Source organism: Streptomyces sp. APSN-46.1, from assembly GCF_022815725.1.
Lineage (GTDB): Bacteria > Actinomycetota > Actinomycetes > Streptomycetales > Streptomycetaceae > Streptomyces.
In genome coordinates, this window is the sequence record NZ_JALGRF010000015.1 from 107,186 (window position 1) to 127,884 (window position 20,699).

Genomic DNA, 20,699 nt, shown 5'->3' on the forward strand with positions numbered 1-20,699 from the left:
GATTGGATCAACATTGACAAGCATTGAGTCAAGCATGGATGGTCAATCCATGAATACCAGTGTCGATGTGCCCCGTGGTCTCGCGGGAGTCGTGGTCACCGAGACCGAGCTCGGTGACGTCCGTGGCCGCGAGGGCTTCTACCACTACCGCCAGTACTCCGCCGTCGAGCTCGCCCAGAGCCGCGGCTTCGAGGACGTGTGGCATCTGATGTTCCGCGGCGCCCTGCCCGCGGACGCCGCCGAGCGGGCCGCGTTCGCCGCCGAGATCGCCCCGCTGCGCGTGCTGCCCGCAGAGGTACGGGAGGCCCTGCCCGCCCTCGCGCGGGCCACCGCCCTGTCCGGCCCGCTCGCCGGACTGCGCACCGCGCTCTCCCTGCTCGGCGCCTCGGCCGGCTTCCGCCCGGTCTACGATCTCGGCCCCGGGCGCCGGGCCGCCGACGCGCTGGCCGCCTGCGCCGCCGTTCCGACCCTGCTCACCGCCCTGCACCGGCTCGGGGAGGGCCTGGAGCCGGTGGAGCCGCGCGCGGATCTCCCGTACGCCGCCAACTACCTGTACATGCTGACCGGGGAGGAGCCCGACCCGGTCAAGGCCCGCGCCGTCGAGCGGTACCTGATCTCCACCGTCGACCACGGGTTCAACGCCTCGACCTTCACCGCCCGCGTGATCGCCTCCACCGGCGCCGATGTCGTGGCCTGCCTGACCGGGGCGATCGGCGCGCTCTCCGGCCCGCTGCACGGCGGCGCCCCCAGCCGGGCCCTGGACACGCTCGACGCCATCGGCACGCCGGACCGCATCGACCCGTGGATCCGCGAACGGGTCCTCGCCGGGGACCGGATCATGGGCTTCGGCCACCCCGTGTACCGCACCGAGGACCCGCGCTCGCGCATGCTGCGGGACATCGCCCGCGAGTTCGGTGGTCCGCTCGTGGACCTCGCGGTCGAGGTCGAACAGCACGTCGAGCGGATCCTGGCCGAGCTCAAGCCGGGCCGCGAGCTGCACACCAACGTGGAGTTCTACGCCGGCGTGGTCATGGAGCTGTGCGGGCTGCCCCGCGAGATGTTCACCCCGACCTTCTGCGCGGCGCGCGTGATCGGCTGGAGCGCGAACATCCTCGAACAGGCCGCCGACTCGAAGATCATCCGTCCGGCCGCCCGGTACACCGGCCCCACCCCGCCGCAGCCGGTACCCCCGCTGGGCTGACTACGATCGGCCGGGTGAACAGCAGGCAGCCCATCCCCGTCGTCGTCCTCGCCGGATTCCTCGGATCCGGCAAGACCACCGTGCTCAACCACCTCCTGAGAAACAGGGGAGGCACCAGGATCGGGGTCGTGGTCAACGACTTCGGGTCGATCGAGATCGACGCGATGTCGGTGGCCGGGCAGGTCGGGGACTCGATGGTCTCCCTCGGCAGCGGCTGCCTGTGCTGCGCGGTGGACGGCAGCGAGCTGGACGCGTACCTGGAGAAGCTCTCCGCGCCCATCCACCGCATCGACGTGATCGTCATCGAGGCGAGTGGCCTGGCCGAGCCGCAGGAGATGATCCGGATGCTCATGGCAAGCGAGAATCCGGCGATCCGCTACGGCGGCATGGTGCAGCTCGTGGACGCGGCGGAGTTCGACACCACCCGAGCCACGCACCCGGAGACCGACCGCCACATCGCCGTCGCGGACCTGGTCGTGCTCAACAAGACGGACCGGGTGGACCCCGCCGAACGGGCCCGGATCAAGGGCGTGCTCGCCACGCTCCGCGGGCCGGGGACCCCCGTCATCGGGGCCGACCACGGGCGGATCGACCCGGAGCTGCTCTTCGACCGCCGCCCCTGGACGGAGACCCGCGGGCAGCTGTCCTTCGAGGACCTGCTGGCGGAGGCCGGCCACCACGCCGACGAGGACGTTCACCACGAGCACGCCGGGAACGCCGGGCACGCCCACACGGTCTACGAGAGCACGGAGTTCGTGTCCGAGCAGGCCCTGAGCCCGCGCCGGTTCATCGAGTTCCTCGACCGCCGCCCCGCCGGGCTCTACCGGATCAAGGGTTTCGTCTACTTCGGCGTGCCCGGCCACGAAGAGCGCTACGAGGTCCACGCGGTCGGCCGCTTCCTCCGCTTCGCCCCCGGCCCCTGGGGGCGGGGCGAACCGCGCCTGACCCAGCTCGTCCTGATCGGTTCGGGCACGGACGGCCCCGGTCTGCTGCGGGAGCTGGAGGCCTGCCGCGAACCGGCCCCGCAGAAGGGGAGCCCCGAGAGCATGTGGGGCATCCTGCGGTACGTGGCCCGGCCTGCGGAAACCCCGGAAGGGCGGCATCCGGCGGAAGAGCAGGCCGCAGCAGCTGAGGCGGGCACGCCTTAGCGGCTCTGCTCTGCTCTGCCCTGCCCCGCCCCGGCCGTCAGCCGACTTCGACGCCGTACTCGCGCAGGAGGTCCTCCAGGCCGCCGCGGTAGCCCTTGCCGCCGATGACGAAGTTCCAGTCGCCGTTGGAGCGGCGCCGGAACGAGCCGAGGACCAGGGCGGTTTCGCCGGCCCGGCCGTCGGAGACCTCCAGCCGGTCGAGTTCCTCCCCGGCCGCGCCGAGCAGGCGGACGTGCGCGTCGGTGAAGCCGGCCAGATCGGCGTCCGGATTGACCTCCGGGTCGACCGCGGCGACGAGGACCAGGCGGTCGGCGGCCTGGGGCAGCCCGTCGAAGGCGACCTCCAGAGCGGCCTTGTCGGGGGCCGCGTGCGCGCGGGCCCGCACCGAACCCTCCGGGGTCCGGGGGTTGTTGAAGAAGACGAAATGGTCCTCGCTCAGCACGCGGTTGCCCTCGCAGACCAGCGCGCACACGTCGAGCGCCACCGAACCCGACCAGGACATGCCGAGCACGTTGTGGTCCTCGGGCAGGGCCGGGCTTGGATTCGCGTTCGGGGTCGCGATCAGGGTGGGGGTCGGCTCGGCCGCCCGCTGCGCGGGCACCTCGCCGCCGCCCAGCCGCCCCCGCAGCCCATGCTGCTGCAGCAGTTCCACCAGCTGCGCCCCGGGAACCAACTCCAGCGGCTTGCCGTTGGCAAAGGTGTACGACCCGGGCCCGAAGGACGAGGTGGTGACCAGCACCCCCTTGTTCGCCCCCGCGTCCTGGACCGTGCCGTACAAGTCCCGTACCGCCGTGGGCGGAACGGTATTGCGGTAGCGCTTGACCTGCACCACGATCCGCCCGCCCCGGATCGGGGCCGGGTCCAGCGCCTCGACGTCCACCCCGCCGTCGCCCGACCGCTGGGTGGTCACCGCCTCCATGCCCATCGCCCGGAAGAGCTCTGCCACCAGGTTCTCGAAGGCGATCGGGTCCATCACGAAGAGGTCGGGCTCGTCCTCGTCGTCGCCCGCGTGCCCGCCGTGGCTGACGACACCGCCCACCTCACCGGGCCGACGGCCGGGGCGCACGGCCGTCAACTGGTCCGGCCGCGCCGACAGCTGCCCGTGCAACCCCTCCACCAGGCAGTCCACCGCGCTGACCTGCTCCAGCCGCAGCCCCGCGAAGGCGGTACGCGGCGCCGACACCGTGGCGAGTACGAACTGCGCCTCCCGCCCCGTCACCGGATCGTGGCAGTCCACGAAGCCGTTGACCACGACCGAGTCCAGCACGCCGAACTCGTCCGCCGCGTACAGCTCGCGCACCACCAGCAGCACGCACTGCGCCAGCAGGTCCCGGTACAGGGCCCGCCGCTCCGTGGCCGGGCGGGGCTTCGTCTTGTCCTGGTCCGTACTCGGCAGGTACTGCACCGACCTGGCTTCCGGCACCACCCCGTACGCCGGCAGCTCCCAGTCCAGCACCAGCTGGCGCGCCGCCGGGTCGTACGCTGCCGCCACCTGCCTCGGCAGCGCCTCGGGCCAGACCGTGGAGGAGTAGAGAGCGGCCGAGAAGTACTCCACCGCCGCCTCGGAGTCCCCGGCCCGCAGGGCCCGCGCCAGCTCGGTGAGCCCGCTGTTGTGCTGCCGGATCCCGGCCAGTTGCTCGGCCGCCCACCGGTCGTACTGCTGCCGGTACTCCGCCAGCTGCCGCTGCCGCTGGGCCTCCGCCGCGTGCGCCGCCTGCCACGCCTGCGTGTACCGCGCGTGTGCCTCCCGCTCCGCCTGGGCCCGGCGGCCGGAGCCGAGGGTCCAGCCGCCGCTCTGCTGCTGGACCTGCTGGAACTGTTGGAGCTGCGGCATCGGCACGGGGTGCGCCAGCGTGCCCGGGTCGAAGGGTTCGAGCCGCTCGGACCGGACCAGCGCGGCCGTCCGGAACGCCGGCGCCCGGCAGCCCGCGGCCAGCAGGCCCCGCAGGCGGGCGGCATCCGCCTCGATCAGCTCGGTCTGCCGCCGTGCCTCGGCCTCGCGGTGCTGCCGGTAGGCGGCCTGTTGCTCCCGCTGACCCCGGGCCACGTCGCGCTCGTAGGCCCGCTGACGGCGCTCCGCCTCCCGCTGCTGGATCAGCTGCGTCCGCTGCTGCCGGCGCTGGGCCTCGGCCCAGTCCCCGATCAATCCGCCCGACCGACGACTCATCAGCTGTGTACTCCCCCCACCAACACCAAGAGGGAAAACACTAGTCGCCATTCAGGTGGTACGTCCCCCGTTGGGCGTACCACCTGAATGCCGTCGTACGTCCTACAGCGCGCGTCCTACAGCGCGGCTCCCGCCAACGCCGCGACGGCGGCGGGCAGCGGGGTCCCCGAGCCGTCCCGGCGCGGGTCCACGGCGGGCAGCTCGGCCGGAGTGCCGTTCGCGGCGGCCGCGCGGACCGGGGTGTTCCCGGCCCAGGCCAGCACCAGCAGGTCCTCACCCTTGAGGAACCGCTGGCAGCGCACCCCGCCGGTGGCCCGGCCCTTGCGCGGGTACTGGTCGAACGGGGTCAGCTTCCCGGACAGCACCGAGTCGTCGAGCGTCCCCTGCGAGCCCGCCACCGTGAACACCAGTGCGTCCCGGGCCGGGTCCACCGCCGAGAAGTGGATCACCTTGGCGTTGTCGGAGAGCTTGATGCCCGCCATGCCGCCCGCCGGGCGGCCCTGCGGGCGCACCTGGCTCGCCGGGTAGCGCAGCAGCTGGGCGTCGTCGGTGAGGAAGACCAGGTCCTCCTCACCCGTCCGCAGCTCGACCGCGCCGACGATCCGGTCGCCGTCCTTGAGGGTGATGACCTCCAGCTCGTCCTTGTTCGCCGGGTAGTCCGGCACGACGCGCTTGACCACGCCCTGCTCGGTGCCCAGGGCCAGGCCCTGAGAGGACTCGTCCAGCGAGGTCAGGCAGATCACCTTCTCGTCCGCCTCCAGCCCCGAGATGAACTCCGAGACCGGGGCGCCGCCCGCCAGGTTCGGCGCGGCATGGGTGTCCGGCAGCTGCGGCAGGTCGATCACCGCGAGCCGCAGCAGCCTCCCGTACGAGGTGACCACTCCGACTTCGGCCCGGGCCGTCGCCGCGACCTGCGAGACGATCAGGTCGTGCTTCGCGCGGGAGCCGCCCTCCGTCTCGGGCAGGGGTTCGCCGGTCACGGTGCGCGCCAGCAGGCCCGTGGAGGACAGCAGCACCCGGCACGGGTCGTCCGCGACCTCCAGCGGAACCGCCCCGACCGCCGTAGCCGCCGACTCCAGCAGGACCGTGCGCCGCTCGGTGCCGAACTTCTTCGCGACGGCCGCCAGCTCCGAGGAGACCAGCTTGCGCAGCTCGGTGTCGGACTCCAGGATCCCGGTCAGCTCGTCGATCTCGCCGTTCAGCCGGTCGCGCTCGGACTCCAGCTCGATCCGGTCGAAGCGGGTGAGCCGGCGCAGCGGGGTGTCCAGGATGTACTGGGTCTGGATCTCGCTCAGCGAGAAGTGCTCGATCAGCCGCTCCTTGGCCTGCGCGGAGTTGTCGCTGTCCCGGATGAGGCGGATGACCTCGTCGATGTCGAGCAGAGCCACGAGCAGGCCCTCGACCAGGTGCAGCCGGTCGCGGCGCTTGCTCCGGCGGAACTCGCTGCGCCGCCGCACGACCTCGAAGCGGTGGTCGAGGTAGACCTCCAGCAGCTCCTTGAGGCCGAGCGTCAGCGGCTGCCCGTCGACCAGCGCGACGTTGTTGATGCCGAAGGACTCCTCCATCGGCGTCAGCTTGTAGAGCTGCTCCAGCACGGCCTCCGGGTGGAAGCCGTTCTTGATCTCGATGACCAGGCGCAGACCGTGCGAGCGGTCGGTGAGGTCCTTGACGTCGGCGATGCCCTGGAGCTTCTTCGAGCCGACGAGGTCCTTGATCTTCGCGATGACCTTCTCGGGGCCGACCGTGAAGGGCAGTTCGGTGACGACCAGGCCCTTGCGGCGCGCCGTCACGGTCTCCACCGTCACCGTCGCGCGGATCTTGAAGGTGCCGCGGCCGTTCTCGTAGGCGTCCTTGATCCCGGACAGGCCGACAATCCGGCCGCCCGTGGGCAGGTCGGGACCCGGTACGAAGCGCATCAGCGCCTCCAGGTCCGCCTGCGGGTACCGGATCAGGTGCCGGGCGGCCGCGATGACCTCCCCCAGGTTGTGCGGGGGCATGTTGGTGGCCATGCCGACCGCGATCCCGGAGGCGCCGTTGACCAGCAGGTTCGGGTACGCGGCGGGCAGCGCCACCGGCTCCCGCTCCTGGCCGTCGTAGTTGGCGGTGAAATCGACGGTGTCCTCGTCGATCGACTCCGTCATCAGCGACGTGGCGTCGGCCATCTTGCACTCGGTGTACCGCATCGCGGCCGGCGGGTCGTCGTTGCCGAGCGAGCCGAAGTTGCCGTGGCCGTCGACCAGCGGCAGCCGCATCGAGAAGGGCTGGGCCATGCGCACGAGGGCGTCGTAGATCGACGCGTCACCGTGCGGGTGCAGCTTGCCCATGACCTCGCCGACGACGCGGGCGCACTTCACGTAGCCGCGGTCGGGGCGCAGGCCCATCTCGTTCATCTGGTAGACGATGCGCCGGTGCACCGGCTTCATGCCGTCCCGGGCGTCCGGCAGGGCCCGGGAGTAGATCACCGAGTACGCGTACTCGAGGAAGGAGCCCTGCATTTCGTCGACGACGTCGATGTCGAGGATCTTCTCCTCGAAATCCTCCGGCGGCGGGGTCTTCGTGCTGCGGCGGGCCATCGCTGCGCGGCTCCTTAACCAAGAAAGGGTGTGCTGGGGGTCTGGCGTGTTCTGGCGGGCGTACGGACGGGTCAGACTCGGTTGACGCGGACCATTGTGGCCCGAGGCACCGACAACGCCGACTCCGACCCCAGGGGGTCCCCCCGGACGGAGTCCGGGGGAGAGGCCCGGGAACTTCTACGGGCGTCGGCGCGCTTGCATACAGTGGCAGGTCTGACAGAAATCTCTACATCGCGATCGAAGGGACCACATGCCCATGGGTCACACGGCCACAGCCCAGGCCGGCTCCGGCGGCCTGACAGCGACCGAGCACCGGCTGGCCAACGGCCTGCGCGTGGTGCTCTCCGAGGACCACCTGACCCCGGTCGCCGCGGTCTGCCTCTGGTACGACGTCGGCTCGCGCCATGAGGTCAAGGAGCGAACCGGCCTGGCTCACCTCTTCGAGCACCTGATGTTCCAGGGCTCGGCGAGCGTACCGGGCAACGGACACTTCGAGCTCGTCCAGGGTGCCGGCGGTTCGCTGAACGGCACCACGAGCTTCGAGCGCACCAACTATTTCGAGACCATGCCCGCCCACCAGCTGGAGCTCGCGCTGTGGCTGGAGGCGGACCGGATGGGCTCGCTGCTCGTCGCCCTGGACGACGAGTCGATGGAGAACCAGCGCGACGTCGTCAAGAACGAGCGCCGCCAGCGGTACGACAACGTGCCGTACGGCACGGCGTTCGAGAAGCTGACCGCCCTCGCCTACCCCGAGGGCCACCCGTACCACCACACCCCGATCGGCTCGATGGCCGACCTGGACGCGGCCTCGCTGGAGGACGCGCGCAACTTCTTCCGTACGTACTACGCGCCCAACAACGCGGTGCTGTCGGTCGTCGGCGACATCGATCCCGAGCAGACGCTCGCCTGGATCGAGAAGTACTTCGGCTCGATCCCGTCGCACGACGGCAAGCAGCCGCCGCGTGACGGCTCGCTGCCGGAGATCATGGGGCAGCAGCTCCGCGAGGAGATCGTCGAGAAGGTCCCGGCGCGTGCCCTGATGGCCGCCTACCGGCTCCCGCACGACGGCACCCGCGAGTGCGACGCCGCCGACGTGGCGCTGACCGTCCTGGGCGGCGGCGAGTCGTCCCGGCTGCACAACCGCCTGGTACGCCGTGACCAGACGGCCGTCGCGGCCGGCTTCGGCATGCTGCGGCTGGCCGGTGCCCCCTCGCTGGGCTGGCTCGACGTCAAGACCTCCGGCGGCGTCGAGGTCCCCGACATCGAGGCGGCCGTGGACGAGGAGCTCGCCCGGTTCGCGGCCGAGGGCCCCACCGCCGAGGAGATGGAGCGCGCCCAGGCGCAGCTGGAGCGGGAGTGGCTCGACCGGCTGAGCACGGTCGCCGGCCGCGCCGACGAACTGTGCCGCTTCGCGGTGCTGTTCGGCGACCCGCAGCTCGCCCTGACCGCCGTCAAGCGGGTCCTCGACATCACCGCCGAGGAGGTCCAGGCCGTGGCCGCGGCCCGACTGCGCCCGGACAACCGGGCGGTGCTGGTGTACGAGCCGATCGCGGCCCCGGAGGCCGCCGAGGCAGCGGCCGAGAACGACGAGAGCGAGGGGGCGGAGCAGTGAGCGACACCGCAGCCGTCACGATGACCTTCCACCCGCGGCCGCAGGCGGGCGAGGCCAAACCGTGGGCCTTCCCGGCCCCCGAGCGCGGTGCGCTCAGCAACGGCCTGACCCTGCTGCGCTGCCACCGCCCCGGCCAGCAGATCATCGCGGTCGAGATCAACCTCGCCGCGCCGCTGGACGCCGAGCCCGAGGGCCTGGACGGCGTGGCCACCATCATGGCCCGCGCCCTGTCCGAGGGCACCGACAAGCACTCCGCCGAGGAGTTCGCGGCCGAGCTGGAGCGTTGCGGCGCCACCCTCGACGCGCACGCCGACCACCCGGGCATCCGGGTCTCGCTGGAGGTGCCGGCCTCCCGGCTGGCCAAGGCCCTCGGCCTGATCGCCGACGCGCTGCGCGCGCCCGCCTTCGCCGACAGCGAGATCGACCGGCTGGTGCGCAACCGGCTCGACGAGATCCCGCACGAGCTGGCCAATCCGCAGCGCCGCGCCGCCAAGCAGCTCTCCAAGGAGCTGTTCCCGGCCGACGTGCGGATGTCCCGCCCGCGCCAGGGCACGGAGGACACGGTCGCCCGTATCGACTCCGCGGCCGTACGCGCCTTCTACGAGGCCCACGTGCGCCCCGCCACCGCCACCGCGGTGGTCGTCGGCGACCTGACCGGCATCGACCTGGACGCCATCCTCGCGGACACCCTGGACACCTGGACCGGCAACGGCGCCGAGGCGCTCCCGGTCGCGCCGGTCACCGCCGACGACACCGGCCGCGTGGTCATCGTGGACCGGCCCGGCGCCGTCCAGACGCAGCTGCTGATCGGCCGTATCGGGGCGGACCGGCACGACCGCGTCTGGGCGGCCCAGGTGCTCGGCACGTACTGCCTCGGCGGCACCCTGACCTCCCGTCTGGACAAGGTGCTGCGCGAGGAGAAGGGGTACACGTACGGCGTGCGCGCCTTCGGCCAGGTGCTGCGTTCCACGGCGGACGGCAAGGGTGCCTCGATGCTCGCCATCAGCGGCTCGGTGGACACCCCCAACACCGGCCCGGCGCTGGAGGACCTCTGGAAGGTGCTGCGCACCCTCGCGGAGGGCGGTCTGACCGATGCCGAACGGGACGTGGCGGTGCAGAACTTGGTGGGCGTGGCCCCGCTGAAGTTCGAGACGGCGGCCTCCGTCGCGGGCACGCTCGCCGACCAGGTCGAGCAGGAGCTGCCGGACGACTACCAGGCGCGGTTGTACGCGCAGCTCGCCGAAACCGGCACCGTGGAGGCGACTTCGGCCGTCGTCAACGCGTTTCCGGTGGACCGGCTGGTCACGATCCTGGTGGGTGACGCGGCGGAGATCGAGGAACCGGTCCGCGCCCTCGGGATCGGCGATGTCACGGTGGTCGCCAACTAGGCACCGACCAGGCTGATTCGGAAGCGTTTCCGAAGCGTTTCCGAAGGGGCTCCGGCGGCTTGTCCGCCGGGGCCCCTTATGTCTGTTTGGTGGCGAGGTTGCTCGTATGTGATGTGGCGTACGCAACAAAAGCCCGAGTCTGTTTGGTGATTGCCTGATGATCCGCCTAGCGTCGGGCGTGCTGTTCGTCAGTTGTACCCGCCGCATCCGCGGCACCGGACAGCGATCGCCGAGTCCCCGTCAGGCGCGAGCCTGGGGAGCCGGGGACCCACATGCGTCCCTGGGGTGAATCGGACCGCCTCGCAAGAGGGGCCCGTAGGAGACCTTCCTGCTCCGAACCCGTCAGCTAACCCGGTAGGCGAGAGGGAAGGAAAGGATCAGCCCCTTCATGGCGTTTGGCAGTCGTGCCGCCGGCAAGCACCGTGGTTCCAGCCGTCTGAGCCGCAAGACCGCCGGCTACGCCGGCATCGCAGCCCTCGCCACCACCGGTGTCGTCGGCTCCATCGCCGCCCCCGCGTTCGCCGCGGACGGCAATGGCCCCTCCATGGAAGACACCGGCAGCCTCAAGGCCGTTGTCGTCGCGGACGAACTCCAGGGCGAGATCGAGGCCCAGGCCGAATCCCAGCAGCGTGCCGCCGAGGCCACCGCCGCGATGGCGCAGGCCGAGGCCGACGCGAAGCAGCAGGCCTCCGAGGCCAAGCGCGCGGCCGAGGCGAAGGCGAAGGCCGAGCGTGACGCCGCCGAGCGCGCGGCCCGGGAGGAGGAGCGCAAGCGCCTCAACACCTTCGTGACCCCGCTGGACGACTCGTACGTCAGCACCCAGTACGGCGCGGGCGGCGGCATGTGGTCCTCCGGCACCCACACCGGCATCGACTTCCACGCGGCCTCCGGCACCTCGGTGCGCGCGGTGGGCGCGGGCACCGTCGTCGAGGCGGGCTGGGGCGGCGCCTACGGCAACAACGTCGTCATCAAGCACAACGACGGCACGTACACCCAGTACGCCCACATGTCCTCGCTGAGCGTCTCCGCCGGCCAGCAGGTCACCCCGGGCCAGCAGATCGGCCTGTCGGGCTCGACCGGCAACTCCAGCGGCCCGCACCTGCACTTCGAGGCCCGCGCCGGCTCCCAGTACGGCTCGGACATCGACCCGGTCGCGTACCTGCGCTCGCACAACGTCAGCCTCTGACCCGCGTACCGCGCCAGCGGCACACACCGCGGCACACACCGCTTCGCTGAAGACCCCGGCTCACCGAGCCGGGGTCTTCTTCGTATGGCAAATATTTCGAATATCCGGCCGTCCTCGGAAAATATCGTGTGTTGCAATAGAGTCGCAGCACGGTAGTCGGTAGTTGATGGTCGGTAGTCGGAATTGGCGGAGGTCCGGTCTTGCGTATTCCTGCGCGCGCGGTATGCACAGCGATCCGTGACGACATTGTCTCCGGGGTCTTCGGGCCGGGCAGCAGGCTGACCGAGGAGGTGCTGGCCCGGCGGTACGGAGTCTCCCGCGTCCCCGTCCGCGAGGCGCTGCGGACCCTGGAGTCCGAGGGGTTCGTCACCACCCGGCGCCACGCGGGCGCCTGTGTGGCCGAGCCGACCGAACAGGAGGCCGCGGATCTCCTGGAGGTACGGATGCTGCTGGAGCCCCTCGCGGCCGCCAGGGCCGCCCGCCGGCGCACCGAGGCGCACCTGAAAGTGCTGCGCGGGCTGGTCAGACTGGGCCAGGAGCGGGCCAGGCGGGGTCAGGGCGAGGACCTGCGGGCCCTGGGCGGCTGGTTCCACGAGACGCTCGCCCAGGCCTCCGGCAGTCCCGGGCTGATCGCGCTGCTGACGCAGATGCGGCACAAGGTGGCCTGGATGTACTCCGTGGAGGCCCCGGCGCGGCCCGTGGAGTCCTGGGCCGAACACGGCGCGATCGTGGACGCGGTGGCGCGGGGCGACGCCGAACGGGCGCGGTCGCTCACCGCGATACACGCGGACCGGGCGGCGGGCGCGCACCGGATCCGGGTGAGGACTTCGCAACCTGCCGTAAACATGTCGAGCGGCCCGCATTAACAAAAGCCGTATACAAAGGACGGATATTCGTGCGGCGCCCGGAAGATATTCTCGGGGGCATTCCGATGCGCTCCGCGCTGCGCCGATTTTCCTCGCACCACCACGCCGATTTTCCGCTGCGCCGCTTTTCATAAACACCCGAGCCGTGGCCCCCGGTGTTCCGGGGGCCACGGCTCGGTCGCGCGAACGCGGGGGGTGAACCCGAAGGGTCAGACGGTCTCCGGGAGCTCCGAGAGGCCCTCGGCGACCAGCTTCGCGAGGCGGTCCAGAGCGGCCTCCGCGCCGTCGGCGTCGGAGGCGAGGACGATCTCCTCGCCGCCCTGGGCGCCGAGGCCCAGAACCGCCAGCATGGAAGCGGCGTTGACGGGGTCGCCGCCGGCCTTCGCGATGGTCACCGGGACGCCGGAAGCGGTCGTCGCGCGGACGAAGATCGAGGCGGGACGAGCGTGCAGGCCCTCGGCCCAGCCGACGTTGACGCGGCGCTCTGCCATGGTGATGCCCTTCAGGTTCTTACGGTTGTCTAGACCAGTCTCTCACGGCACCCGGAATGCTCCGACCGACCTTCGGCCCCCGTCTGCCGCCGCTCGACCTACCCCAGCTTGCACTGATTTGCCCCAGGTCGCCGCATGCGCCGCGCGGGCACCGTCCGGCCGGTCCTGGCCTTAAGGTGACCCCCATGACGACCGAGTCGGACCCTTCGTACCCGGCCCACTGGGAAGCGGACGTGGTGCTGCGCGACGGCGGCACGGCCCGTATCCGGCCGATCACCACCGAGGACGCGGACCGGCTGGTCAGCTTCTACGAGCAGGTCTCCGACGAGTCGAAGTACTACCGGTTCTTCGCCCCCTATCCGCGGCTCTCCGACCGCGACGTGCACCGCTTCACGCACCACGACTACGTGGACCGGGTCGGCCTCGCGGCCACCATCGGCGGAGAGTTCATCGGCACCGTCCGCTACGACCGGATCGGCGCCGACGGCCGGCCGGCCTCCGCGCCCGCCGACGAGGCCGAGGTCGCGTTCCTCGTCCAGGACGCCCACCAGGGCCGCGGCGTGGCCTCCGCCCTGCTCGAACACATCGGTGCGGTGGCCCGCGAGCGCGGCATCCGGCGGTTCGCCGCCGAAGTGCTGCCCGCCAACAGCAAGATGATCAAAGTCTTCACGGATGTCGGCTACCAGCAGAAGCGCAGCTTCGAGGACGGCTCCGTCCACCTCACGCTCGACCTCGAACCCACCGCCGAGTCCCTCGCCGTGCAGCGCGCCCGTGAGCAGCGCGCCGAGGCCCGCTCCGTGCAGCGCCTGCTGGCCCCCGGCTCGGTGGCGGTGATCGGAGTCAGCCGCTCCGGCGCGGGCGTCGGCGCGGCGGTCCTGCGCAACCTGCGCGACAGCGGCTTCCACGGGCACCTCTACGCGGTCAACGAGCTGGTCTCCGCCGATCTGCTGGACGGCGTACGGGCCTACCGCGCGCTCGCGGACATCGGAGCCCCGGTCGACCTGGCCGTGATCGCCGTCCCCGCCGAGCGGGTCCCCGAGGTGGTCGCGGCATGTGGTGAGCACGGGGTGCAGGGGCTCGTCGTACTGTCCGCCGGATACGGGGAGAGCGGACCGGAGGGAACGGCTCGGCAGCGCGAACTCGTCCGGCTGGCACGGTCGTACGGGATGCGGCTGATCGGCCCGAACGCGTTCGGGGTGATCAACACGGCCCCGGAGGTGGAGCTCAACGCCTCGCTGGCCCCGGCCCCCGCGCCGGCCCGCGGCCGGATCGGGCTGTTCACCCAGTCCGGGGCGATCGGCATCGCGCTGCTCTCCGCGCTGGTCCGGCGCGGCGAGGGGCTGTCCTCCTTCGTCTCGGCGGGCAACCGGGCGGACGTCTCGGGAAACGACATCCTCCAGTACTGGTACGAGGACGAGGCGACGGACGTCGCGCTGCTGTACCTGGAAACCCTGGGCAACCCCCGGAAGTTCACCCGGCTCGCCCGCCGGACGGCGGTGGTGAAGCCGGTGGTGGTGGCGAAGGGCGGCCGCCACACCCCGGCCGGGCACGTGGTCCCCGGGACCCGGCTGTCGGACGGCACCGTCTCGGCGCTGCTGCGGCAGGCGGGGGTCATCCGGGTCGACACGGTCACGGAGCTCGTGGACGTGGGGCTGCTGCTGGCCTCGCAGCCGCTGCCGGCGGGGCCGCGGGTGGCGATCCTCGGGAACTCGGAGTCGTTGGGGGTGCTGGCGTACGACGCCTGCCTGACGGAGCGGTTGCGGCCGTCGGCCCCGCTCGACCTGACGACGGACGCCTCCCCCGAGGACTTCAGGGCCGCGCTGAGCGCCGCGCTCGCCGCCGACACCAACGACGCGGTCATCGTGACGGCGATCCCGGGCGTGAGCGAGTACGCGCTGGCCGACGACCTGGCCGACGCGCTGCGGGAGGCGGTGGCCGAGCACCCCGGCAAGCCGGTGGCGGTGGTGCACGTGGAACTCGGCGCCCTCGCCGACGCCCTCTCCCCGGGGGCCGCCCCGGCCGGGCCCGCCGCGTGGGGCCTCGCGCAGCCCCCCGGCCCGCCGGCCGCCGCCGTCCCGCCGACGGTGACGCCGGCGTCGGCGCCCGCGCCGAAGCCCGCGTCCGCGCCGACTCCGACGTCCCCGCCGGCGCCGGTGGCGGCTCCGGCCTCGACACCGACCCCGGCGGCCCCGACGCCCCCGCCCCCCTCCGGCGCCGGGCAGGAGCGCCGGATCCCCACGTACCCCGCGGCCGAGCGCGCCGTACGCGCCGTCGCCGAGGCCGTCCGGTACGGCCAGTGGCGCCGGGTCAACGCCGACGCCGGCCAGGTCCCCGAGTACGAGGACATCGACGAGAGCGGGGCCGCCGCCCAGCTCGCCCGCCTGCTGGCCGGCGTCGCGGAGGCCGACGTGCTGATCCTGGACGACGCCGACGCGCGCGTGCTCCTCGGGCGCTACGGGATCCGGGTCCTGCGCACCCTCCCCGCCCCCACCGCCGGGGCAGCCGCGCGGGCGGCCGAGATCCTCGGCTACCCCGTGGCCCTCAAGACCACCGCCCCGCACCTGCGCCACCGCGCGGACCTGGGCGGCGTACGGCTGGACCTGACCACCGAGGCCGAGCTGCGGAGGTCCTACGAAGAGCTCGCCGAGTCGCTCGGTACGCCGGCCGAGCTCCAGCCGGTCGTGCAGGCCATGGTCCCCCGCGGGGTCGACACCGTCGTCCGTTCCGTCATCGACCCCGCCGCGGGCGCCGTCCTCTCCTTCGGGCTCGCCGGTGTCGCCTCCGAGCTGCTCGGCGACACCGCCCACCGCCTGGTCCCGGCCACCGACCGCGACGTGGCCGCCCTGATCCGCTCCATCCGCACCGCGCCCCTGCTCTTCGGCTGGCGCGGCAGCGAACCCGTGGACACCCCTGCCCTGGAGGATCTGCTCCTGCGGCTCTCCCGCCTCGTCGACGACCACCCCGAGGTGGTCGGGGTGTCCCTGGAGCCCGTCGTCGTCGCCACCGAGGGGCTCTCCGTACTGAGTGCCACGGTCAGCGTCGCCCACCCGCCGGCCCGCACGGACCTCGGCCCGCGCACGCTCCCCAGTTACTGAGCGGTCTCGAGTCACCAAGCGGTCTCGGGGCGAGCCCGGGGTGCCCCGGACGGGCCTTAGGATGGACCTCATGGCGAAATCCGGTACGACGACCCAGGGGCTGCGCGCGGCGATCGAGCGCAGCGGCTACTACCCAGCCCTCGTGGCCGAGGCCGTGGAGGCCGCGGTCGGCGGCGAGCCGATCTCGTCGTACCTGGTCCACCAGGAGACCACCTTCGACTCCAACGAGGTCCGCCGGCACGTCACCGTCCTGGTCCTCACCGGCAACCGGTTCATCGTGAGCCACACCGACGAGCAGGCCGCCGACGCCGGGTCCCCTTCCCCGTACGCGACCACGTCCACCGAGTCGGTCAAGATCGCCAGCATCTCCTCCGTGGTGCTCAGCCGCGTCGTCGCCAACCCGGAGTCGTACACCCCCGGCACCCTGCCCCGCGAGGTCGTCCTGACCATCGGCTGGGGCGCGGTCTCGCGCATCGACCTGGAGCCGGCCGCCTGCGGCGACCCGAACTGCGACTCCGACCACGGCTACACCGGCAACTCCACCGCCGACGACCTCAGCCTGCGGGTGAGCGAGGCGGGCGACGGCCCCGAGGCCGTCCGCCAGACCCTCCTCTTCGCGCAGTCGCTCTCCGAGGCCACCGCGGCCACGTCCGCCGCCACCGCCCGCTGATGTCCTACACCGCCCCGGCGAACTGGGACGAACCGGAGCTCCTCGACCTCACCGGGGCCCCCGTCCCCCAGTACGGCACCGGCTCGCTCGCCGACCTGCTGCCGACCCTCGTGGCCGGCCAGGGCGTAGCCGGCTGCACCGCCACGATCGCCGAGCTGAGCCCCGCCGACCGCAACTGCGTGTTCCTGATCGACGGCATGGGCTGGGAGCAGCTCAAGGCCCACCCGGACGAGGCCCCGTACCTGGCCTCCCTGCTCGGCAGCTCGCGCGGCGGCACCGGCCTCCCGATCACCTCGGGTTTCCCGGCGACCACCGCCACCTCGCTGGCCTCCGTCGGCACCGGCCTGCCGCCCTCCCGCCACGGCCTGCCCGGCTATACGGTGCGCAACCCGGCCTCCGGCGAGCTGATGAACCAGCTCCGCTGGCAGCCGTGGACCGCGCCGAAGCCCTGGCAGCCGTACCCGACGGTGTTCCAGCTCGCGGACGCGGCCGGGGTGCACACCGCCCAGGTGTCCGCGCCCGCCTTCCAGTCCACCCCGCTCACCAAGATCGCGCTGAGCGGCGGCACCTTCCACGGCCGGATGACCGGCGAGGAGCGGATGGACCTCGCGGCGATCCAGCTCGCCGCCGGGGAACGCTCGCTCGTGTACACGTACTACAGCGAACTCGACGGAGCCGGCCACCGGCACGGCGTGGACTCCGACGCCTGGCGCGGCCAGCTGATGCACGTCGACCGCCTGGTGCGGCGGCTCGCGGAGCAGCTGCCGCCGCGCACCGCGCTGTACGTGACCTCCGACCACGGCATGGTCGACATCCCCTTCGACGAGGACGCGCGGATCGACTTCGACGAGGACTGGGAGCTGGGCGCGGGCGTCGCCCTGCTCGGCGGCGAGGGCCGGGCGCGGCACGTGTACGCGGTGCCGGGCGCGGAGACCGACGTACTGACCGTGTGGCGTGAGGTGCTCGGCGACCGGTTCTGGGTCGCGAGCCGCGAAGAGGCCCTGGAACTGGGCTGGTTCGGGACGCCGGGGGAGTGCGACGAGCGGGTGCTCGGGCGGATCGGGGACGTCGTCGCGGCGGCCCACGCGGATGTCGCGATCACCGCGTCGCGCAAGGAGCCCAACGAATCGGCGCTCGCCGGAATGCACGGCTCCATGACCGCGGCCGAGCAGCTGGTCCCGCTGCTCGAAGTCCGCTCCTGACCCTCCAGCTCCGCCAACTCCTCCAGCTTCGCCAGTCCCTTCCGCGCTGCACCCGACTGCGTACGACCCGAAAGGTCCCGTTCTCCCCATGCCCGAATTGGTATTTTTCTCCGGCACCATGGATTGCGGGAAGAGTACGCTGGCCCTCCAGATCGGGCACAACCGGTCGGCGCGCGGCCTCCAGGGCGTGATCTTCACCCGCGACGACCGGGCGGGCGAGGGCAAGCTCTCCTCCCGCCTCGGTCTGGTGACGGAGGCGGTCGAGGCCGGTGAGGGCATGGACCTGTACGCGTACCTCGTCGGCCAGCTCTCGGCGGGCGGCAAGGCGGACTACGTGATCGTGGACGAGGCCCAGTTCCTGGCCCCGGAGCAGATCGACCAGTTGGCGCGCATCGTGGACGACCTCGACATGGACGTCTTCGCCTTCGGCATCACGACGGACTTCCGCACGAAGCTCTTCCCCGGCTCGCAGCGCCTCATCGAACTCGCCGACCGCATCGATCAGCTCCAGGTCGAGGCCCTGTGCTGGTGCGGCGCCCGCGCCACCCACAACGCCCGTACGATAGATGGCGAGATGGTGGTGGAGGGCGCCCAGGTCGTCGTCGGCGACGTCAACCGTCCGGCGGAGGAGATCGGTTACGAGGTCCTCTGCCGCCGCCACCACCGCAAGCGGATGACCTCGGCCGCGGCCCACGCAGGCGCCCTCTCCCCGGACGTCCTCCCGGTCAACCACGCCTGACCGTCCTCCTCGGTGCCCGGTCAGCAGCGGCTATCCAAGGGAGAGTGCCTGCATGCCGTGATTGCGGGTGGGGCTGGTCGGCGTAGTTCAGCTCCTGTTCGATGCTCCGAGGGGTGCTTCAGCTCAGGTGCGGCGTGCTGAGAGCTGATGTCGAGCCGAGAGCCAGACGCTCTCGAACTGCTCCGCCGTGAGCCGTTCCGGCACGTAGCCGTCCCACTCCGACACCGGTGACTCGGCGGTGATGCCGTACCAAGTGTCGGAGTCCGTGTCCCGGGCGGCGGCGATGGGCCGCAGCTCAGCCCCTTGGAGCTCGACCTGCCTGGTCACCCACCCGTCGTCGCCGATCTCGAAGTAGAACCAGGTGTCTTCTTCGTCCCAGTAGCTGCGGAACCATCGCCTCATCGGTCCATCATCGCCTGGGCTCCTCATTGGCTGCGCGGAGCTCCACAGCGGCCACCACCTGGTCATGGGCCTGGACCTCCGGACGTCGTGCGGCACTGCTCAGCACGATGGTCTTGGCCTCGGCCAGCGAGTGCGGGCCAGCCCCCAGCAGTTCCCGGGTGACGAGGATGGCGTCCAGAACCCATACTCGGCGCTGGCCGAGGAAGTGCTGTACGGCGTCCATGCCTTCAGCCGTGGCGAGCAGCGGGCGGCACTCCTCGGTGAGCTCGCGTACGTGGTTCCAGCGTTCCGGAGTCATCCCGTGTGGCTTCATGTCAGTGGAACCAGACGACGAGGCGGACGTTCTCCGGGCCGTGGAGCTCGCCGAGGGTCCGCATCACGGTCCAGACCGGGCCCCAGTGCGTTTCGTCTCCCGCGACCGACTGTCGGCCGCGTGTACCGGAGTGATCGGTCTCCTGCCAGTCTGCGGAGGCCGGCTCGGCCCAGGTGATCCACGTAGTCCCATGGACGTCAGGGGGGCCACCGTACGAGGCGAAGTCGGCGAGCAGTCCCTCGGACGCGTCATCCGGTATGCCGCGGCCCTCAGTCAGGGGCCGGAACCCGAAGGTGTTGCGTACCCCGAAGAGGCAAGCGAGGGCGTCGTAGGCGTTGCCGTTGTTGAGGAGGAAGAGATCGATGCCGACCTGCCACACGGAGTCCTCGTCGTCCGGGCCCCAGATGCGGGCGCCCGGCCTGCACTCGATCATTCCGCTCACGTCTGTGGACATGCCGGGATTCTGCCTGGCGGAAGTATGCTCCGTCGCCTCTGTTTCACAGCCGCCTTTCCCACCAGGGCAGATGGACCGGGGCGAAGGGGTTGTTCAGGGTGCCGGTGAGCACGCGCGCGTCGTGTGGTGCGACGAGGCTGAGAAGTCTTCGGCGGGCCCGCTTACGAAGAGTTCGGAGCGCGTGCTCGATCAAGGTCCGGGGGTGGCAGTCGCCCTGATACCAGTCGTCGTGCCGGTCGGCGTAGTAGGGATCAAAGAGATGGGACGGAGGCCGACGCTTGGGACGGCTCCAGTAGTGGACGGCGTGGGCGACCTCGCCCTGGGGCAGAGCGTGGCGGCGCTCGAACTGAGCGATCTCACGGTTCGCCGAGGGTGAGAGCCCGCGGATCACGGCCGGCGTGCCGGGTCGCCGGTGGTGCAGGCGGAGTTGACCTCGGATCTCGCCCGGTGAGCGGCGAGGCATACAGACTTCCCACAGGGGTTGGAAACTTGGCGGAGTGCGCGGTAGATCACGATCGGGGCTGGTTCAACCCGTCGGCAGTTCCACCCACTCCAGGAGCGCCGCCACTGCGTCGGCGACATCCAGTTGGGTTCGTAGGTCACGATGCTCAGGGTGGGCCTGCCCGCGTGCGACGTCGGCGTAGTCCAGTTCTGCTTCGCCGCTGTCCCAGACCGTGATCGTGGCCAGGCGGGTCTCGGACTCCAGAGTCAGCCAGGTGCTGGCCTTGCTGCGGCCGTCGTCCGGTGACCTGCCGAGGTCGCAGTTGATCCCTTCTGTTTGGAGATCCGCCGCGTGCTCGGTCAGCCAAGTGGTGAGCTTCTGAGGGAGGTTGGTCACGACGCGTCCGTCGGTAGGATGCGCGCCGGATCGGAGGCTCCGAAGAAGAAGGCGAGGCTGCTTGGGGCGCCAGAATCTTCGTTGCCGGTGGCCCAGCCGACCGCCGCGGAGATCACGTAGTCCGTGCGGCCGTCCGAGCTCTCCAGGATGTGGACGCGGTCGCTGTGGGCGGATGCTCCGGCGTGCGCCACGATCCGTGAGTGCTCCTTGGTGGTGGCGCATCGGATGAGGGGGCCGTTGTAACCCATCCCGGTCCGTATCGCCCTGGCGGGCTTGAAGAGCACAGACTCTCCCCGCTGGCGGATGAAGCGATGATCAAGGGGCGCTTGTAGCACCGCGCCTATTGAAGCCCAC

At 71.5% G+C, this 20,699-nt stretch carries 19 protein-coding genes and 1 riboswitch; of the genes, 10 read left to right on the plus strand and 9 right to left on the minus strand.

What is annotated here, in order from left to right:
- Positions 1–49: 49 nt before the first annotated feature.
- Both MTF65_RS27985 and MTF65_RS27990 read left to right on the plus strand, forming a co-directional pair.
- Positions 50–1,201, plus strand: coding sequence for a citrate synthase/methylcitrate synthase (locus MTF65_RS27985; protein ID WP_243631757.1), 1,152 nt, complete (start codon positions 50–52; stop codon positions 1,199–1,201).
- Positions 1,202–1,215: 14 nt separating this feature from the next.
- Complete coding sequence (locus tag MTF65_RS27990; protein WP_243631758.1) at positions 1,216–2,349, plus strand: GTP-binding protein; 1,134 nt, start codon at positions 1,216–1,218, stop codon at positions 2,347–2,349.
- Positions 2,350–2,386: 37 nt separating this feature from the next.
- Here MTF65_RS27990 and MTF65_RS27995 read toward each other — a convergent pair whose 3' ends face one another.
- A complete protein-coding gene (locus MTF65_RS27995) occupies positions 2,387–4,516 on the minus strand; it encodes a restriction endonuclease (RefSeq protein WP_243631759.1) in 2,130 nt (709 codons plus the stop codon).
- A gap of 116 nt (positions 4,517–4,632) precedes the next feature.
- A complete protein-coding gene (locus tag MTF65_RS28000) occupies positions 4,633–7,089 on the minus strand; it encodes a DNA topoisomerase (ATP-hydrolyzing) subunit A (RefSeq protein ID WP_243631760.1) in 2,457 nt (818 codons plus the stop codon).
- A 256-nt stretch (positions 7,090–7,345) separates the two neighbouring features.
- Here MTF65_RS28000 and MTF65_RS28005 point away from each other — a divergent pair, with 256 nt between their 5' ends.
- From MTF65_RS28005 to MTF65_RS28020, 4 genes are all read left to right on the plus strand, one after another.
- A complete protein-coding gene (locus MTF65_RS28005; RefSeq protein ID WP_243631761.1) occupies positions 7,346–8,701 on the plus strand; it encodes a pitrilysin family protein in 1,356 nt (451 codons plus the stop codon).
- Positions 8,702–8,721: 20 nt separating this feature from the next.
- On the plus strand, positions 8,722–10,089 hold the full coding sequence (locus MTF65_RS28010) for a pitrilysin family protein (RefSeq protein WP_243631803.1): 1,368 nt from the start codon (positions 8,722–8,724) through the stop codon (positions 10,087–10,089).
- A gap of 217 nt (positions 10,090–10,306) precedes the next feature.
- Positions 10,307–10,465, plus strand: a riboswitch (cyclic di-AMP (ydaO/yuaA leader).
- A gap of 12 nt (positions 10,466–10,477) precedes the next feature.
- Positions 10,478–11,275 (plus strand): M23 family metallopeptidase, encoded by a 798-nt coding sequence (locus tag MTF65_RS28015; RefSeq protein ID WP_243631762.1) that lies wholly within the window; start codon positions 10,478–10,480, stop codon positions 11,273–11,275.
- Between the two features lie 200 nt (positions 11,276–11,475).
- Positions 11,476–12,141 (plus strand): GntR family transcriptional regulator, encoded by a 666-nt coding sequence (locus tag MTF65_RS28020; RefSeq protein ID WP_243631763.1) that lies wholly within the window; start codon positions 11,476–11,478, stop codon positions 12,139–12,141.
- Positions 12,142–12,350: 209 nt separating this feature from the next.
- Here MTF65_RS28020 and MTF65_RS28025 read toward each other — a convergent pair whose 3' ends face one another.
- Positions 12,351–12,632: an HPr family phosphocarrier protein gene (locus MTF65_RS28025; protein WP_243631764.1), complete on the minus strand. Its 282-nt coding sequence runs from the start codon at positions 12,630–12,632 to the stop codon at positions 12,351–12,353.
- A 185-nt stretch (positions 12,633–12,817) separates the two neighbouring features.
- On the opposite strand from MTF65_RS28025, the gene MTF65_RS28030 reads away from it, so the two are divergent.
- From MTF65_RS28030 to MTF65_RS28045, 4 genes are all read left to right on the plus strand, one after another.
- Positions 12,818–15,727 (plus strand): bifunctional GNAT family N-acetyltransferase/acetate--CoA ligase family protein, encoded by a 2,910-nt coding sequence (locus MTF65_RS28030; RefSeq protein WP_243631765.1) that lies wholly within the window; start codon positions 12,818–12,820, stop codon positions 15,725–15,727.
- Between the two features lie 70 nt (positions 15,728–15,797).
- Positions 15,798–16,397 (plus strand): DUF5998 family protein, encoded by a 600-nt coding sequence (locus MTF65_RS28035; RefSeq protein WP_243631766.1) that lies wholly within the window; start codon positions 15,798–15,800, stop codon positions 16,395–16,397.
- Complete coding sequence (locus MTF65_RS28040; RefSeq protein ID WP_243631767.1) at positions 16,397–17,599, plus strand: alkaline phosphatase family protein; 1,203 nt, start codon at positions 16,397–16,399, stop codon at positions 17,597–17,599. The genes MTF65_RS28035 and MTF65_RS28040 overlap by 1 nt, the downstream gene beginning before the upstream one ends.
- Positions 17,600–17,687: 88 nt before the next feature.
- On the plus strand, positions 17,688–18,338 hold the full coding sequence (locus MTF65_RS28045) for a thymidine kinase (RefSeq protein ID WP_243631768.1): 651 nt from the start codon (positions 17,688–17,690) through the stop codon (positions 18,336–18,338).
- 123 nt (positions 18,339–18,461) lie between these two features.
- Here the strand turns inward: MTF65_RS28045 and MTF65_RS28050 are convergent, their stop codons facing one another.
- The 6 genes from MTF65_RS28050 to MTF65_RS28075 all read right to left on the minus strand — a co-directional run bounded on the left by MTF65_RS28050 (position 18,462) and on the right by MTF65_RS28075 (position 20,629).
- Positions 18,462–18,740: a hypothetical protein gene (locus tag MTF65_RS28050; protein WP_243631769.1), complete on the minus strand. Its 279-nt coding sequence runs from the start codon at positions 18,738–18,740 to the stop codon at positions 18,462–18,464.
- Positions 18,741–18,747: 7 nt separating this feature from the next.
- Positions 18,748–19,038, minus strand: coding sequence for a hypothetical protein (locus MTF65_RS28055; RefSeq protein ID WP_243631770.1), 291 nt, complete (start codon positions 19,036–19,038; stop codon positions 18,748–18,750).
- Positions 19,039–19,054: 16 nt separating this feature from the next.
- Positions 19,055–19,507, minus strand: coding sequence for a hypothetical protein (locus MTF65_RS28060; protein ID WP_243631771.1), 453 nt, complete (start codon positions 19,505–19,507; stop codon positions 19,055–19,057).
- Between the two features lie 43 nt (positions 19,508–19,550).
- The gene (locus MTF65_RS28065; protein WP_243631772.1) at positions 19,551–19,970 is read right to left on the minus strand and encodes a hypothetical protein; all 420 of its coding nucleotides are present in this window, start codon (positions 19,968–19,970) and stop codon (positions 19,551–19,553) included.
- Positions 19,971–20,033: 63 nt separating this feature from the next.
- Entirely contained in the window at positions 20,034–20,345 is a 312-nt protein-coding gene (locus MTF65_RS28070) for a hypothetical protein (RefSeq protein ID WP_243631773.1), read from the minus strand.
- The gene (locus tag MTF65_RS28075; protein ID WP_243631774.1) at positions 20,342–20,629 is read right to left on the minus strand and encodes a hypothetical protein; all 288 of its coding nucleotides are present in this window, start codon (positions 20,627–20,629) and stop codon (positions 20,342–20,344) included. The genes MTF65_RS28070 and MTF65_RS28075 overlap by 4 nt, the downstream gene beginning before the upstream one ends.
- Between the last annotated feature and the right edge of the window lie 70 nt (positions 20,630–20,699).